Below are 17108 nucleotides of genomic sequence, written 5' to 3' on the forward strand. Positions count from 1 at the left end.
GCTTTAATGATTTTGCAAGTGAATCTGCCTCGTTATAAAGATCAACATATACCGCACCACTAAGTGCCGAAAGCTGATGTTTGCTGCCAATGGTTACATAGGCTTTAAACCAAATGGTATCACCTACCATGTAATAAGGTTTATCGGTATGAAGGTATACCTTTTCTTGTGGCTGAGTTTCTGTCCATTTTTGCAGTGAGGCAACTAGTTTTTCTACAGGATCGTTGTCCTTTTGCGTAAAAGAAAAAGCAGCTGCAACTAGCAGCACTGAAAAAACAGGAATAGCAATTTTAAGAGCGTTTTTAAATTTCATACGGTTTAATTTGTTTGGATGGTTGGAATTTCATAAATATAAAAAAATATCGTGAAGAGAATATTTATTAGGTGTAAAAATTAAGAGATAATCATTTGCTAACTGGTTTGGGTAATAATAGTTTATATCGTCTGCTTCCAATAACTCCGTTCATATTACTCCCTTCAATGGTAATTGTATAAGATCCAGGAATATCGGCGGTGTAAAAAGAGACATTTGCTTTTCCCTGGGCATCGGTGGTAACGTTTGGTTCCCAATGTATGGTAGCTCGAAGATCAGGATTCATCTCTGATACATTAGCGGCAATATACTTTGGTCTGTAAAATTCCTGAGGATACATAATTGGCAGAGGTCGGTAGTAACCAACATCAGGTTTGTTAATTCTATGCCAGCCAACTCCACTGTAGGTGGTCAATTCTATAAAGGCAACATCAATATCTCTTCTCGAGGTATTAGGCATCACCCCTCCATTAGCACCAAAATTACGTGCAAAAGCAGCCATATCAGCCTTTCCGACACCAGAAATCCTTCTTTCGTCAGAAAAACCTCCTCTACTATAAGAAGCGGTATATTTCCTGCTATACATTACTTCCAGACCACGAAAAGTTGCTATTTTAAGATCCTCCAAATCCTGTTTAATGTCATCAACTCTTGGATCAGGAATGTCGCTATAAAATAATGGTATACCTCTTCCATCCACGGTAATAGTTACATCATAATGATTCATCTTAATCTTTGCAAAACCATCCTCGTTGATTACCCGAAATCCGGGAACCTTTTGCTTGAGCAATTGATACAAACTCATAACACCAGATTCTTTGATATCCTTTTCATCAAAAATCAAATCAGCTTTACCAGGCCCATTCTGATTAAAAGAGCCCTTGATTAACTTTTTATCTATAATTTTCACTTCTTTTAATGCAATACCACTTGCACCAGGCCTTTCCTCTTTTAATAGAATAGCTTTATTTTTGACGTAATTCAATTGGGTAGTGTCAGTATTTACATACCAAGGCATCATCTTGTTTCGAAACATTTCGCGGGCCGGAGGAAACTTTTGACGATCCACTTCCACTTCGCCAAAATTCATAGTTCTACCCTTTGGGGTTCTCGCCTGAATAAAAAATGATCCGGAATCTATTGGGGGCAAAGCGGTGAATATAAATCCTCCTTGTTGATCAGTTATTGCTGTAGTAATAAAAAATGGCTTTTGTGAAGAGATTAGCATTTGAGCTCCAGACACCGGTTTTTTCAGAATATTGGTAACTCTACCTGTCACCCTAAAATCCTTCTCAGCAGCAAATTTAGGCGATACGGATTCATTAAATACATCCTCCCACTTATACCCTGTCCATCCCTGGGTAAGCATAAGATTATCAAGTGCTGTCCAGGCTTGCTTATCCATTTTATTGAAATAATACCCGGGGGTTTCTACAGTGCCTTTTAACCCTGCATTTAACAACAGGCTGACTTCAATATCATGATTACCTAAACTATCTGCTCTAACCTGCGAATCATCGGTTACTGATAAAGAAAAACTTCCCACTACAGGATTGCCATTTACATCTTTCACCTCTATAGATAATCCAACACTATCTCTTTGTAAGAAGGACATTTTATTAGGCAATACATTAATCTTAGCCTGATCCTGATGATCAATAAATGCCACACGTTCATTCAAAGGCTGCTTTTCTTTTAACAATGTAAATCGTGCAATGCCTGTAGCAAATTTACTTTTATCTACAATCAGCTTTGGTTTCTTAAAATCTACCTGTTCCGCGTAACAAACTATTCCTCTGGAAGTCCCTACTAAATAATAAATACTGTCAGGATTAATGGCACCCGGAGTAGCCATTACATTGACTACAAGAGAATCACTTTGCTTATCATTAATCACATGCAAACTAGTTCCTGCAGGTTTTACCAAAGGTAACGGATAGCTTTTATCCATTTCCATTGGTCTATTTAATCTCGCTGAATATATTTCGCCCTCCTTAGGTACAAATTCAAATGACCCCATTCCATTAACCAAACTCGCAATTGAGGCAATGGTATTCCCTTTGCTATCATACACATCACCTYCAAAGCTCACTCCTTTCCCATCTTCGGCAAGTGCTTTAAACCCAACAACTGATTTTAGTCCCGCTACAAGCGCTCCACCCTCTGGTAGAAATTGCAGATCAATATTTTGCTCTCGATTAATATTCAAGGGGACAATTAGAATCTGATTTCCGTCATTTTTAGTCAGGCTATTAATCTCTATTCTTATATTTTTGCCATCTGCCTTTTCCTTCAGGTTGAACATCAAAGCCAGATCACCTTCATTAGTAGTTCTTAATTGATCCTTAAAGAGCAGCTTATCCGCCTCCATCACTCTAATCCCTACATCACGCAATCCAACAGCAACTTTATCTGTACGCATCAGGTTAATATTTACTTTAACCTGATCCTTATCTGCAACTTTATTAACGGCTGCCTGCGATTTCACCAGCCATGTATTCTGACTAGGCTTACCCAAATAGAAGCGTTTGTTGAACAAATATTCATCTMCAAAGTTCTGCATCCAATTGGTATAAGCCCGTAAAGTATATCCCCCTTCATGAAAAATCTTTGCAGGTAGCGGAATCTGTCCCCAGCCCAAACCTTCCTTCATAGGGATACTTATTCTTCTAACCACCTCAGCACTATCATCATTAAGCTCAACATATAATAGCCCACTTTTTTGTGAAGCCGACAAATAGGAAGGATCAAACAAATAAGCCTTAAACCAAATCGTGTCACCAAGATTATAATAAGGCTTATCTGTGTGCAGGTAAGCCTTTTCTTCTGGCAGTTTATGATGAAAATTCTGCAATGCAGAAACTATATCTTTTGCGCTATGCGATGGTGGTTGCTGAGCCTGAAATTCATCACCCTCAACCTTATACCTGTAAACTTGTCTGCCCAACTCCCCGGCAGCATTAATCCCCTCAATAATCACTTTATAATTCCCTGGTCCATCTGCATTAAAAAAGTCGAAAGTGGTTTTTCCTGCATCAAAAGTTCTTACATTAGGATTCCAATATATAGTTGAACGAAAATCAGGAACCTGATTATTCAAACCCGGGCGATCATACCTTGGCGAATAAAATTCGCGTGCTTTATTAAAACCCCTTGGTAAAAAATTGACCATGCTTGGATCGTATTTTGTTTTCATGGATTTATAGGTGGTAATTAGCAAGGACGCTCCATTCAGGTATGATTTTAAAGCAGCATTCTGCCTAACAACCTCAATTTTAGCAACATCTTTAGCGTCTAGGGAGTTCCCCTCAAATATATCCGCTGCTTCACTAAAACTAAGTTTTCGACCATTTAAAATAACCTGCATAGGCATCCAAACTGGAGGGATCAAATCTGTATTTAGAAAATGAGGATAAAAAATATTCCGTTCGTATTCTGTTTTATACTCTCTAAATTGAATCCCGTTTAGTCTTCCTTCAATACAGTCCCTAAAACTTGCACATATTTGGGGGTTTTCGATGATATAGGTTTGATCTGCATGCCCTTCAGGAATTACCAGCGCACCTTGGGGCGAATAACTTTCAACTCTATTTTTTCTTGCATTGATTTTTACCTCCCGTAATCTCTGCACCCTATCCAGCTTACCCATTTTAACCAATACCTCTTCCTGCTTTCTTCCATTTTCCAAATAGGCTTTAGTGGTACCCGTAATGTCTGTATTTACATCCGGCAGGTTTTTGTTTTTACTTAATTTTTGCACGGGAATGCTGTCAAGAATAACTTCTACTTTATTTTTATTCTTTGCGGTTCGTCCCTGTATATTAAATTTCACACTATCAGTTAACACTACCTGATCAAATTTGAACCTTCCGGCCGTATCAGTCGTTGTGCCTTCCAATATGCCAGCCCTCATAGACATTAAGGTTACTTTCCCTTTACTTACAGGTTTATTAGCAAGGGATACTACCTTTCCGGAGATCACAGTTCCTAATTTTTCTGCAATAAACTTCGGTTTAACCGACAAGCCACTTGAAACTTCTTTCCAGGTAAACCGTCTGTAGCCTTGCGTCAACATTAAGTTATCTAGTTCCTTATTAACGGACTCATTTTCAGCAGTAAAATAGTAATTGGGTTGCTCTATGTATCCTTTAATATCTGAAGTAAGCAATGTTGAAGATAGTATTGTATGTTCATTACTTTCGTCCAGAGGCACTTTATCTTCGTTGACCACTGTAACCGAGAAACTTCCTGCCACCGGCTTACCCTTTGAATTAAAAGATTGTAGCCCAACACTCACATTTTCTCTCGATTTGTAGCTCTGCTTTGCCGTGCTTATTTCCAGCTTCATCTGGTCCTTGTTCTTTATAAAGGCAACTCTCTCGTTTAGCGGCTCTCCACTTTCATTAAATAAAGTGAACTGAGCTATTCCTGTCGGAAAATCTTTCTTCAATAACCAAATAGAGGTCATGGATTTGGTAATATTAAGGGGTGTAGCATAAATTGTCTCTCCACCCGTCTGCGCAATAAGGCTAACATTTACTGGTGTAACCGCTACCGGCGACAAATTAACTCTCACCAATATGCTATCCTTACTTGGTTGATAAACTGCAAGTACAAAACCTGTATTTTCTGCTTTAGGTAAAGCAATAGTGCTTTCAGAACCATCAGGATACTTTACTTTTGCAGTATAGGTTTTTCCCTCTTGGGGTTTTAATTTAAACGTTCCCATCCCGGCATGTTCACTTTCAAAATCAGCAACACTGTTACCTTGCTCATCTATTATGCTCCCCTTAATAAGAATACCCTTTCCATCCATCCCCAAGGCTTTAAAACCTATTCTGGAAGCAACTCCGTTTATCAGTATCCCTCCTTCTGGAAAAAACTGAACATCACTTTGTAAAAAGCCGGCCTTTATTGCAAAGTTTTTAGTAATCTTTAATTTACTATCCGCCTCTATAGTAGTCTGTATATAAGCTCCTCGTAAGTTCTCAGGCTTATCATTCTTGATATCTATATAAATATTCCCATTAGCATCAGTCTTTACAGTTTTTGCGATTACAGCTTCACCATTTGATACAACCCTATAGCTAACCACTCTCCCCGAAATCGCTTTCCCATCATCATCACTATAATTCAACTGAGCAGTTATTGCTGGTTTGTTATCAATAACTTTATACTTATAATCTATTTTAGAAGTAATTTCATTGCTATACGGACTGCCCACAATAAAAGTGCGGTCATAGAAATAATCTTCGCCTGCATTTCGCATCCATTGTGTATAAGCCCTTATCCGATAATTCCCTTCTTTAAGTTCTTCACTTAAATCAAAATTGCCCATTGCCATACCTGCTGTAACAGGTAGCTTTAAAGATTTTTCTATTGAATCTCTTTCATTTATCAGCTCCACATATATTGCTCCACTTAAAGCGGATAGCTGGTGCCTGCTGCCCACTGTTACATAGGCTTTAAACCAAATGGTATCGCCTAATGCATAATACGGCTTATCGGTATGTAAATACACTTTTTCCTGTGGATTAGTTTCTACCCATTTTTCTAATGTGCCTACTAATCTCTCAATAGGATCCTGCCCTTTTGGTACAAAAGCCAGGAAAGTTAGAACTGATAACAACAGTGCAATTCTAAGGGGTCTGGTGGATCTTTGATTTTCCATTGTTTAAATGTGATTGCGTAATTAAAAACAAAGACATTTCAGAATAACCAAATAGGGACAACATCTAAAATTATTTCACGCTGTATCTGTAAACCAACCTCCCAAGTTGCCCCGCAGCATTAATCCCCTCAACAACAACCTTGTAAACTCCTGGTTCACTCGCATTATAGAAATCAAAATGTGCCTTACCATTATTATTAGTTTTCACATCAGGATTCCAGTAAATTGTAGAACGGAAATCAGGTATTTTATTGTTTTTATCCCCATTTTCATATCTGGGCTCATAGAATTCACGTCGTTTATCAAAACCCTTTACCGAAAAATTGACAATGTTTGGCGTATATCTTTTATTTTTCATGTAATCCCGTTTAGTGTAAATAAGAATAGAAGCTCTCCCCAATAATCCCATTAATGCCAAATTGCTCCTAACAACCTCTATTTTAACAATATCCATGGGATCTATTTCATTACTATCAAATATTCCTGCAATCTCTATTGGATCCTCGATTTTCCTTCCGTTAAGTACAATCTGCATAAGTGACGCTGAATCGATTGGGTCAGGTCTTGAGAGTGGATAATTATTAACTATTCCCACCTTCCCGAAAAGCACTCCGTGTAATCTTCCTTGTAAACACACCCCCAAATTGGCGCAAACCTCAGGTTTTTCAAGAAAAAAGGTTTGATCAGCATGCCCTTCCGGAATCTGCAGCATTCCCTGAGGGGCAAGTTTTTCACTTTCCCTTTTTTTAGCTATTATTTTTACTTCTCTAAGCCTTTGAACACGACTTAACCTGCCAAACTTAGGTAATGCCTGATCCTGATTCCAGCTATTTTCAAGATACACTTTAATATCTGTGCTAGTGCCATTACCAACATCTGGCAAATTTTTATTCTTAGTAATACCCTGTACGTGAGCACTATCTAGTATTACTTCAACATTTTTTCGATTGTCATGCGTCCTGGCTTGCACTACAAACTTAAAACCATCTTTAAATATTAAGTCATCAAACTTAAATCTTCCATCAGAATATGTCCTGGTATCTTCCATAATGCCTCCATTTAATGAAAGTAGATTCACCTTGGCATTTACAAGCGGCTTATTTCCTAAGGCAACTACCCTTCCAGAAATCTCTATACCCGACTTTTCGATTTTGTAAACTGGGGCTAAAGCCCGACCAAGACTGTTCCACACAAACCTCCTATAGCCTTGTGTCAACATCAGGTTATCCAAAGCTCTACTGGTTTCTTCGCTTTCATTAATAAAATAATCATTGGGCTTTTCTATATAGCCTTTCAAATCAGAACTCAGCAATAGGTTAGACAGTATTGAACTTTCCGAGGCCTCGTCAAAAGGTACCTTACCCTCATTAATAACAGTGACAGAGAAGTTTCCGTCCACGGGTTTTCCGAAAGGATCCTTTGATTCCATCTCTATCCAAACATTTTCCTTAGTATTATAGCTTGTCTTTTCAGTGTTCAACTTCAATTGCATTAAATCTCTGCTTTTAACAAATGCTATCCTCTCATTCAAAGGGTCACCTTCATTGTTAAACAAGGTAAACTGAGCAATTCCTGTCGGAAAACTACCTTTAAATAGTCGTATTGACATTATCGATTTGGTTATTTTTATTGAAGAAGAATAAATAACCTCTCCAGAAGATTGTACGATTAAAGCAACAGTTTTGGCCGACTGATATAAACCTGAAGAAGCTTTAATACTGACATTTAAACTATCTTTATTATCCTGATTAATTGACACAACATAACCTTCATCGCTCACTTTAGGAAGCATTACTTGTTTTTCTGATCCATCAGGATAAACTATTTCTGCGATGTAACTCTTCCCTAATTCAGGCTTCAGATTAAAAGCGCCCATCCCGGCATATAAGCTAGAGAAACCAGCAATTTCTTTACCCTCATTGTCTTTTATTTTGCCTTTAATACTTATTCCAGTGCCATTAACTCCTATAGCTTTAAAAGCTACCTTGGAGGTTATTCCATTAATTAAATCTCCACTTTCCGGAAAAAACTGAACAGCACTATCAGAAAGTTCGCCTTTTAAAATAGCCTTTTTACTTACCTTTTCTTTAGTTTCCTTCTTTACAATCCTGGAATTCGATTTGGCATCTGTAGTGTTAAGGAAGGGATCACCAATCATAAAAGTATGGTCAAAAAAGTAATCTTTATCCGAATTGCGCATCCATTGCGTATAAGCCCTCAGTCTATAGCTACCCTCTTTAAAATCATCTGCTAGTATCAAATCACCAGCCGACATTCCTTTAGTCAATTGAAGCTTAAGCGTCTTCTGAATAGAGTCTTTTTCGTTAATCAGGTCTACATACACTATCCCGCTATGGGTTGATGGCTTATGCCTGCTCCCCATTGTTACATACGCCTTAAACCAAATGGTATCACCAACTGCATAATAAGGCTTATCAGTATGCAGGTAAACCTTTTCCTGTGGGTTAGTTTCTACCCATTTTTGCAAAGATGTAATTAGCTTATCAACCGGATCATTATCTCGGGGAATAAATGCTAAAACTAGGATTACAACAAAAAAGGAAGGAATGTAGAGCGCTCGTTTCATAATATTTAATAGTAGCTAATCTCTCTTTTGGTTAAATAAGTACTTACTTTATTTTTATTATTGAGTGTAAACCAATTACCCTTCTCATCATACTCGTATGAGTATTTTTTCTTCCAGTCAACAAAGCCTCCTCCGGTATATCGAATCTCTTGAACTATATTATTGTTATCATCATATTCATAAGTAATAGAATGTTTTAAATGTCCATTTGAAGCATACGCCCTTTCGCCGCCTAACAGTAAAGTGGGTTCAATTGAGTAGGCTATACTTCCACTATTTAAAGTCGTATCATAATCATTCCACACCTTTAGTATGAGGTTATTTAAGCCATCATACTTATAAACTTCCTTAAGCTTTAATTCTCCATATCCATCATAACAAACACGTAAGCTCCTATTATTTTTATCGTCATACTCATAACGTTCCAGGCTTTTCACCGAATCAGAAATATATTTTTTCGCCATCATCTTCCCGCTATCATAATACATGTATTTAATCCTGTAGCCATGTTCACCATCCCCTTGCTCTTCTGAGAGTTCCTTATCCTCATACACATAACTTATGGTTTGCTCGACGGCGTTACTATCTATCGTATCATATATTTTTTGCTCAATCAGTTTTCCATTTAAGTCATAACTATAACTTCTTTTTTGAACCAAAGTATTTATACCCCCGGTAGTTTCGTAACATTTCTCAGTAAATGACTGTACTTGCCCTTTAGGTCTTCGCATGTCCCCATAGAATGGAAGCTGAGCGAAACAATTAAAAGGAGGAAATGTCAATAAAAACAAAAGAAATAACAATAATCCGAATTGAGAATATTTCATAGGTATTGATTAGTTATAATGAAAGACAACTAAGTAATACCAAATAGGGACAACATCTAAAATTATTTTAACAATAACATAATCTTATACTTAGATAATAGTAATCTTCCAACAATACATTCGCTGCTTAAACATATACGATACATGAAAAGAACGCTACTATTTAGTTTCCTTGTAATTGGTTTACTCAGCTGTAAAAAAGAGAAGCCATCAACAGACCAGGAGGTTGTTTTAAATGAAGATCCGGCCACATACGCTGAGATTGGATCTCTTGATATCGGAGAACTTGGCGCAGCTGAAATCTCTGCATTTGATCCTGCAACAAATAAACTCTTTGTTGTAAAAAATGAAAATGAAGGCGAGCCAAATCAGGTTAATAGAATTGAGGTTGTTGATTTTGCAAATCCATCAAATATGAAAGCCACTGGTTATATAAGTGTTACTCCATATGGAGGTGCTGTTAACAGTGTTGCAGTGCATGATGCCAAACTAGCTGCAGCTATCCAGGCTAACAACAAACAAGCAAACGGTAAGGTTATCGTATTTAAAACCACCGACCACAGTAAAATCAGTGAAATTAATGTAGGTGCGTTGCCAGATATGGTTACCTTTTCTCCTGATGGAAAATACATTTTAACCGCAAATGAAGGAGAACCTAATACCGATTATACAAGTGATCCGGCTGGTACAATCTCAATAATATCTGTTAATGACAATTACGCGGTAACAACCATCGACTTCTCGTCTATGATAGGTCAACAAGCTGCATTAACAGCCAAAGGGTTTAGAATCTTTGGCCTGGGCAAAAGCTTTGTAAATGATATAGAGCCCGAATACATTACAGTTTCTGACGATTCAAAAACTGCATGGGTTACTTTACAAGAGAACAATGCAATAGCTAAAATCGATATCGCTTCTAAAACCATCACTAATATATTCCCGCTTGGTTTTAAAGATTACAATACTGACGGTAACGAAATAGATCCGAGCGATAAAGACAGTGGCTTTGCTCCTGCAAAATGGCCTGTAAAGGGCATTTATATGCCAGATGCTATTGCCGTACTTGAGCAAAACGGAACTCCATACTTATTTACTGCCAACGAAGGTGATGCAAGAGAATATGATGCCTTCTCAGAAATAAAAAGAGTAAAGGATTTTGTGCTTGATCCTACAGCTTTCCCAAATGCTGCCGAATTAAGAAAAGATGGTAAACTTGGTCGTTTAAACATTACAACAACCCTGGGAGATGCTAATGGTGATGGAGTTTTCGATGCATTATATTCATTAGGATCCCGTTCGTTTAGTGTTTGGAATGGTAATAATGGAAGTCAGATTTTCGACAGCAAAAATGAGTTGGATGCTAAATGCGCCACTAACAACACTTATGATGATGGCAGAAGCGACGACAAAAGTGTTGAGCCCGAAGGAATAACAATTGGAACCGTTGGAACCAAAAAAGTTGCCTTTGTAGGTATGGAAAGAGCCGATGCAGTAGCAGTATATGATGTAACTAATCCGGTTAAACCAGTTTTCTTGCAGCTTTTAAAATGTGGTGATGCTCCTGAAGGAGTACTATTTATTTCTGCAAAAAATAGTCCTACCAAAAAAAGCTTATTGGTAGTAAGCAGTGAAAACGATGGTGTAATCAAAGTATATACACCAAAAACGATATAACAATTCTCATTATTAGTTGCTTGTTTGCGCCCCGTTGGGGTACAAACAAGCAATTATTACCAACACAATGGCCATAGTAGCGGCAACGGCCCTGATGGTATTTAAATAGCTCCATGTGTTCTCGAAGCCACTCCTTTGCAACCTCATGGCTTCCGCAGTTGCAGATTTCAGGTCGAAAGTATCCAATGCATTATTAAGTGGTACATTACCAAAAATAGTAACGCCAAAAGTGCCGATAATGTAACACAAAGCCGCAGCAACCAATAACCAGAACTTAAGCTGAACAGGTTGACCATAATGTAGGTATGCGCTTAATGGCAATAGCACCAATGCTCCAAAAAATCCGGCAAAGAATACCGGATTTAATATCGCTCTGTTAATTTCTTGCATTGCAGTTAAATACCCTTCATCCGACAGCTTTGCCAAACCCAGATTCACTGAACAAGACCAGGCATAAAACAATCCGGCCATCAGCGCAGTTGTGGTGCCCGCAAGCACCAATACTATATTTGTTAACGAGATCATACGATTTAACTTTTCCATAAATTACTAAAGATTTCTTAGATATTCCTTAAGCTCAAATGGTTTGCGCTTCAATAATTCCTCTAGTGTATCATCTACATAAGAAAACTCATCAGCTTTAATGCTATCCGCCAAACTCAACTGCCAGACTATCTGCTCATCCGGCATTTGAAACTTATCCAGCTCTTCAGCTAAAACAACATTAGGGATATTCACATAAGAAACCTCTATCCCCCTTTCCGCTGTTAAAATTGCAGCTACATCTTTAAAAGTATAAGCCTTTGAACCCGTTATTTCGTACCGCCTATTTTCATGGCCATTACCTGCAAGTACGTTACTTAGCGCCTCAGCAATATCCACACGCGACACAAAACTTACGGCTCCATTACCTGCCGGATAGTAAATATTGCCATGCTCCAATGCCTCGCCAATAAATATTGGAATAGTTTCCATATACAAACTATTGCCAAAAAAGGTATGCGGTATTCCTGAATCCAAAATAGCCTTTTCTGTTGCCAAACATTGTTGCGTTGCCATAAAGTACGCATCCAATTTTGGCTTTACAGCACCAGTATAAACAATATGCTGCACGCCCTGCTGTTTTGCGGCCGTAACCACATTAGCTTCCTCTTTAACACCCTGATCGCCTATACTTATTGCAGATATTTGCAATAGCTTATCAACTCCCTTCAATGCTTCATTTAACGATTCAAGATCATCATAATCGGCAATGCGAATTTGAATACCTGAATTTTTTAGATCCTCCATTTTCTTTGGATCTCTTACTATCGCCACAATTTGCTCTGGCTTAATCTTTTTCAATAGAAAACCTATAGTTGCTTTACCAAGGTTTCCGTTTGCTCCTGTTATTGCTATCATAATTTCTTTTTTTACCAAAATTATGAGCTATACAAAACCATGAATAGAACAAAACCGACACTAAATAAAATATTATTTAAATAAAAAATGGGCTATTTAATGAGCTCAGGAAAATTCTCAACCAGCTCGTTTGATTGTTTTTGATATTGCTCAGGACTGAATCCTGTAAATTCTTTAAAAGAACGGATAAAATGAGATTGATCGGCGTAGCCATTTTCAAAAGCTACATCTGTAAGGATATTATATTTATTATTTCTCAGCTGACTTAAAGATGCCTGAAAACGACATACTCTGGAAAACAATTTCGGACTGACACCAATATGCTGGTTAAACCTCCGCTCAAAACTTCTTTCAGATAATCTTAAATCCTGTTGCAACTCTTTTAAAGTAATATTACCATTTGAACTGATCATTTTAGATACGGCATGCTGTGTTAAATCATCAGGAACATTCCTGTTTTTAGCAATCAAATTAATCAGGTAGCCTGAGATAAGTTCTATTTGATGAGCCTGAGATGAGGCATTCAAAAGTCTTTCTGATAAGTTGTAATCCGTCTTTTTTGATGTCAGATCTACATCTAAACAAGTATTTGTAATTTCAACAGCACTAAACCCAAATATAGATTTTATTGCATCCGGATAAAAGTAGACCCCAATAGTATTGAATTTTCCTGCCGTACGGATTTCCGTGTGTTTAGTTGTTTGTCCGTATAAAAACACTTCCGGCAATTTGTAATCATGAGATTCCGAAAAGGTCCCCTCCTCTGCCTGTCCAAAAATCATTCCCGGACACCCATCTGGAAGTGCAACAAATGTTGTAGGTGCGCAACCATTATTTCCGCCCTCTAAAATCCAGAAGTAGCGAACATATCTTTTAAGATAATCAGGCGGCTGTACCAGTTTGCAATTCATTCTATTTGTTTGACTCAGCTGTTAGCATAAAATTACAAATAATTTGTAAAGTCATAATTCTTAATCTGTTTGTCAATTATTACATTACGCTGTTTATACTATTTTGTACAAATAGTAAATACCCCGTATCTTTGATATATATTAATATTTCAACAATTAATATAGGCTATCATGAAAGAAAAACCAGATACTCTGGAACAGGCCGTATTAACCGAATACAAATACGGATTTGTAACAGACATAGATACAGACGTAATTGCCAAGGGCCTTAGCGAAAACACCATCCGACTTATCTCGAATAAGAAGAACGAACCGGAATGGATGCTGGATTGGCGACTTAAAGCTTATAACCACTGGTTAAAGCTAGAGGAACCAAAATGGTCAAATGTTAAGTACCCTATAATCAATTATCAGGATATAATATATTATGCGGCTCCTAAGCCTAAAAAGCAGCTGAACAGCCTTGATGAGGCCGATCCGGAGTTGCTGGCTACATTTGAGAAGCTTGGGATTTCTCTGAACGAACAAAAACGACTTACAGGAGTAGCTGTAGATGTGGTAATGGAYAGCGTTTCTATTGCTACCTCATTTAAAGAACAACTTTCGGAAATCGGGGTTATCTTTTGCTCAATCAGCGAAGCTATACAGCTACACCCCGAATTGGTAAAAAAATACCTTGGATCGGTAGTACCTATGACGGATAACTATTTCGCAGCGTTAAATTCTGCGGTATTTACCGATGGCTCGTTCTGCTATATCCCAAAAGGAGTCCGTTGCCCAATGGAACTTTCAACCTATTTCCGCATCAATACAGAAAATGCGGGTCAGTTTGAACGTACCTTAATTATCGCCGAAGATGAAAGCTACGTAAGCTATCTGGAAGGTTGTACCGCCCCGATGCGTGATGAAAATCAGTTGCACGCAGCTGTGGTAGAACTTGTAGCCCATACAAAGGCAGAAATCAAATACTCAACTGTACAAAATTGGTATCCTGGCGACAAAAATGGCTTGGGCGGTATATACAACTTCGTAACTAAACGTGGCATGTGTAAGGGCGATCATTCTAAAATCTCCTGGACACAGGTCGAAACAGGCTCAGCAATTACCTGGAAATATCCTAGTGTAATCCTAAAAGGAGATCACTCTATAGGTGAATTTTATTCGGTGGCGTTTACAAACAACCATCAACAGGCCGACACAGGTACAAAAATGATTCACCTTGGTAAAAATACAAGGAGCAGAATAGTGTCTAAAGGAATCTCTGCCGGACATAGTCAAAACAGTTACAGAGGATTGGTTAGAGCCAGCAAACAAGCCACTAATGCACGTAATTATTCGCAGTGCGACTCTTTACTGCTAGGCGATAAATGCGGGGCACATACCTTCCCTTACATAGAAGTTAAAAATAAAACCGCAATTGTAGAGCATGAAGCAACTACTTCAAAAATTGGAGAAGATCAGCTCTTTTATTGCAAACAAAGAGGCATTGATGCAGAAACCGCAGTGGCTCTTATTGTAAACGGCTTTGCCAAAGAAGTAATGAATCAGCTGCCAATGGAATTTGCCGTTGAAGCACAGAAACTACTAGCCATCAGCATGGAAGGCAGTGTAGGTTAAAAAAAATTATAAGAATTATGCTATCAGTAAAGAATATACACGCAAACATCGACGGAAGAGAAATTTTAAAAGGAATTAACCTCGATATTAAACCAGGGGAAGTACATGCTATTATGGGCCCAAATGGTTCCGGAAAAAGTACGCTTGCCTCTGTACTTGCCGGCAGAGAAGAATATGAAGTTACAGAAGGAGCCGTTTCTTTCTTAGGCAAAGACTTGTTGGAACTATCAACCGAGGACAGGGCTCGCGAAGGTCTGTTCCTTGCCTTTCAATATCCGGTAGAAATACCAGGTGTAAGTACCACCAACTTTATAAAAGCTGCTGTAAATGAAAAGCGCAAATACCTTGGTCAGGAACCTCTTGATGCCGTTGCTTTTTTAAAGATGATGAAAGAAAAGATGGCTTTGGTCGAAATAGATCAGCGTTTATTGAGCCGTTCCATCAACGAAGGTTTTTCTGGTGGAGAGAAAAAACGTAACGAGGTTTTCCAAATGGCTATGCTTGAACCCAAACTCGCAATCATGGACGAGACTGATTCAGGCCTGGACATTGATGCACTTCGCATAGTTGCAAATGGCATCAACAAGCTCAGAAGCCCCGATCGCGCAATATTGCTGATCACCCACTATCAACGTTTGCTTGATTATATCCAGCCAGATTATGTACATGTACTTTACAATGGCCGCATTGTTAAATCGGGCACTAAAGAACTGGCGCTTGAACTGGAAGAAAAAGGATACGACTTCATCACTGATGAGGTTGATTTAGCTGCCAATCAATAGCAGTCCATTTAAAAGACTTTACAATGAACAATATAACTTATTTTAAAGATCAGTTTGAACAGCTGCAGGAAGCAAATCCGAATGACACAATTGCCGATTTGAGGCAGAATGGATTTGATGCATTCACTAAAGATGGCGTTCCAACATATCGCGATGAAGACTGGAAATATACAAACGTAAGTAGCCTGTTCGACAAAGAATATCTAATAGCAGAAAACTCCACAATTACTTTGGCGGATGTGAACACTATCAGATTACCGGGCTACAAACAAGCAAATGAGCTAGTGTTTGTAAATGGACGCTTTATAGCTAACCTTTCTACCATCCGTTCCGGCACCACAGACCTTGTAGTATTGCCCCTTGAAGAAGCTGCTAAGGGAGAATATAAAGAAATAGTCGCTGCACACTTAAACCAAAGCAGTAATTACTTAAACGATGGCATTCATGCCTTAAATACTTCTTTTATCAATGGTGGTGTTTTCGTTCATGTCTTAAAGGGCAAAGAACCAGAACATCCTGTCTATTGCTATCATATTTTAGATGCGAGGCAAAATCCGGCCCTTGCGCAACCGAGGAGTCTGGTCTTGGCTGACGAAAATAGCAGACTACAAATAACCGAAAGCTATACTACGCTTGGTGCGTCAGACAGTTTTAACAACCAGGTAATGGAAGTAGTAGTTAAAGAGAATGCATATGTAGAGTATTATAAGATTCAAAATGATACCGCAAATGCCAGCCAGGTAAACAGCACTCATATCAGACAAATTGGACGAAGCTATGTACACACGGTAACCATTACACTAAACGGAGGCATAGTACGTAACAATATGAATCTGGTGCTTGATGCCGCTGGTAATGAAACCCATCTTTATGGTTTGTACCTGTTAAAAGGCAAAAGCCATGCTGATAACCATACACTGATAGACAATTTAAAACCAAATTGCTTTAGCAATCAATTATACAAAGGAATTGCTGACGATACCTCTACGGCCGTTTTTAATGGCCGCATTATGGTTCAACCCAATGCACAAAAAACCAATGCTTACCAGAGCAACAAGAACATCCTGCTATCAGAGAATGCAACCATAAATACAAAACCGCAGCTAGAGATTTTTGCAGATGACGTTAAATGCTCACATGGTTGCACCATAGGTCAGCTAGATGAAGAAGCAATGTTTTATCTGAGGGCAAGGGGCATTMCAAAAGAAAGCGCTGAAGTGCTTTTACTACAAGCTTTTGCTGCTGATATCGTTGACCAGATCAAGCCGGAACCTTTACGTTCTTACGTATCTAAACTTATCTATGAACATTTAGCAATTCAATAA

10 protein-coding genes and 1 pseudogene are annotated in these 17108 nt (G+C 38.3%); 4 read left to right on the forward strand and 7 right to left on the reverse strand.

Annotated features, from left to right (window positions below; translation table 11 throughout):
* The 4 genes and pseudogenes from AC1DG9_RS08190 to AC1DG9_RS08205 form a co-directional block, all read right to left on the reverse strand.
* Window positions 1-313: pseudogene (locus tag AC1DG9_RS08190) on the reverse strand (TonB-dependent receptor); the annotation flags it as partial.
* Window positions 314-404: 91 nt separating this feature from the next.
* Window positions 405-5984 carry a hypothetical protein gene (locus AC1DG9_RS08195; protein ID WP_477634493.1) on the reverse strand — a complete coding sequence of 1860 codons (5580 nt, stop codon included), beginning with the start codon at window positions 5982-5984 and terminating at the stop codon, window positions 405-407.
* A gap of 70 nt (window positions 5985-6054) precedes the next feature.
* Window positions 6055-8571, reverse strand: a complete 2517-nt coding sequence (locus tag AC1DG9_RS08200; protein WP_337715175.1) for a carboxypeptidase-like regulatory domain-containing protein — start codon at window positions 8569-8571, stop codon at window positions 6055-6057.
* A gap of 5 nt (window positions 8572-8576) precedes the next feature.
* Window positions 8577-9398 (reverse strand): hypothetical protein, encoded by an 822-nt coding sequence (locus AC1DG9_RS08205; RefSeq protein WP_337715177.1) that lies wholly within the window; start codon window positions 9396-9398, stop codon window positions 8577-8579.
* A 144-nt stretch (window positions 9399-9542) separates the two neighbouring features.
* Between AC1DG9_RS08205 and AC1DG9_RS08210 the strand changes: the two genes are divergently transcribed.
* Window positions 9543-11072 carry a choice-of-anchor I family protein gene (locus tag AC1DG9_RS08210; protein ID WP_337715180.1) on the forward strand — a complete coding sequence of 510 codons (1530 nt, stop codon included), beginning with the start codon at window positions 9543-9545 and terminating at the stop codon, window positions 11070-11072.
* Between the two features lie 12 nt (window positions 11073-11084).
* On the opposite strand, the gene AC1DG9_RS08215 is transcribed toward AC1DG9_RS08210, so the two are convergent.
* The 3 genes from AC1DG9_RS08215 to AC1DG9_RS08225 all read right to left on the reverse strand — a co-directional run bounded on the left by AC1DG9_RS08215 (window position 11085) and on the right by AC1DG9_RS08225 (window position 13384).
* On the reverse strand, window positions 11085-11615 hold the full coding sequence (locus AC1DG9_RS08215) for an anthrone oxygenase family protein (protein ID WP_337715182.1): 531 nt from the start codon (window positions 11613-11615) through the stop codon (window positions 11085-11087).
* A 6-nt stretch (window positions 11616-11621) separates the two neighbouring features.
* Complete coding sequence (locus AC1DG9_RS08220; protein ID WP_172663805.1) at window positions 11622-12473, reverse strand: SDR family oxidoreductase; 852 nt, start codon at window positions 12471-12473, stop codon at window positions 11622-11624.
* A gap of 92 nt (window positions 12474-12565) precedes the next feature.
* Window positions 12566-13384 carry a helix-turn-helix domain-containing protein gene (locus AC1DG9_RS08225; RefSeq protein WP_172663806.1) on the reverse strand — a complete coding sequence of 273 codons (819 nt, stop codon included), beginning with the start codon at window positions 13382-13384 and terminating at the stop codon, window positions 12566-12568.
* A 171-nt stretch (window positions 13385-13555) separates the two neighbouring features.
* Here AC1DG9_RS08225 and sufB point away from each other — a divergent pair, with 171 nt between their 5' ends.
* Genes sufB through sufD form a run of 3 tightly spaced genes read left to right on the forward strand, consistent with a single transcriptional unit; the run spans window position 13556 to window position 17108 of the window.
* Window positions 13556-15001, forward strand: coding sequence for a Fe-S cluster assembly protein SufB (gene sufB / locus AC1DG9_RS08230; RefSeq protein ID WP_172663807.1), 1446 nt, complete (start codon window positions 13556-13558; stop codon window positions 14999-15001).
* 17 nt (window positions 15002-15018) lie between these two features.
* Complete coding sequence (sufC, locus tag AC1DG9_RS08235; RefSeq protein ID WP_048904523.1) at window positions 15019-15783, forward strand: Fe-S cluster assembly ATPase SufC; 765 nt, start codon at window positions 15019-15021, stop codon at window positions 15781-15783.
* 23 nt (window positions 15784-15806) lie between these two features.
* Window positions 15807-17108, forward strand: a complete 1302-nt coding sequence (gene sufD / locus AC1DG9_RS08240; protein WP_477634494.1) for a Fe-S cluster assembly protein SufD — start codon at window positions 15807-15809, stop codon at window positions 17106-17108.

The organism is Pedobacter sp. 05L430 (assembly GCF_056397585.1).

What these genes read in the sequence shown, in the direction of transcription:
- AC1DG9_RS08200 (WP_337715175.1), bottom strand. Translation starts at nt 8,571, where the DNA reads ATGAAACGAGCGCTCTACATTCCTTCCTTTTTTGTTGTAATCCTAGTT.
- AC1DG9_RS08205 (WP_337715177.1), bottom strand. Translation starts at nt 9,398, where the DNA reads ATGAAATATTCTCAATTCGGATTATTGTTATTTCTTTTGTTTTTATTG.
- AC1DG9_RS08210 (WP_337715180.1), top strand. Translation starts at nt 9,543, where the DNA reads ATGAAAAGAACGCTACTATTTAGTTTCCTTGTAATTGGTTTACTCAGC.
- AC1DG9_RS08215 (WP_337715182.1), bottom strand. Translation starts at nt 11,615, where the DNA reads ATGGAAAAGTTAAATCGTATGATCTCGTTAACAAATATAGTATTGGTG.
- AC1DG9_RS08220 (WP_172663805.1), bottom strand. Translation starts at nt 12,473, where the DNA reads ATGATAGCAATAACAGGAGCAAACGGAAACCTTGGTAAAGCAACTATA.
- AC1DG9_RS08225 (WP_172663806.1), bottom strand. Translation starts at nt 13,384, where the DNA reads ATGAATTGCAAACTGGTACAGCCGCCTGATTATCTTAAAAGATATGTT.
- sufC (WP_048904523.1), top strand. Translation starts at nt 15,019, where the DNA reads ATGCTATCAGTAAAGAATATACACGCAAACATCGACGGAAGAGAAATT.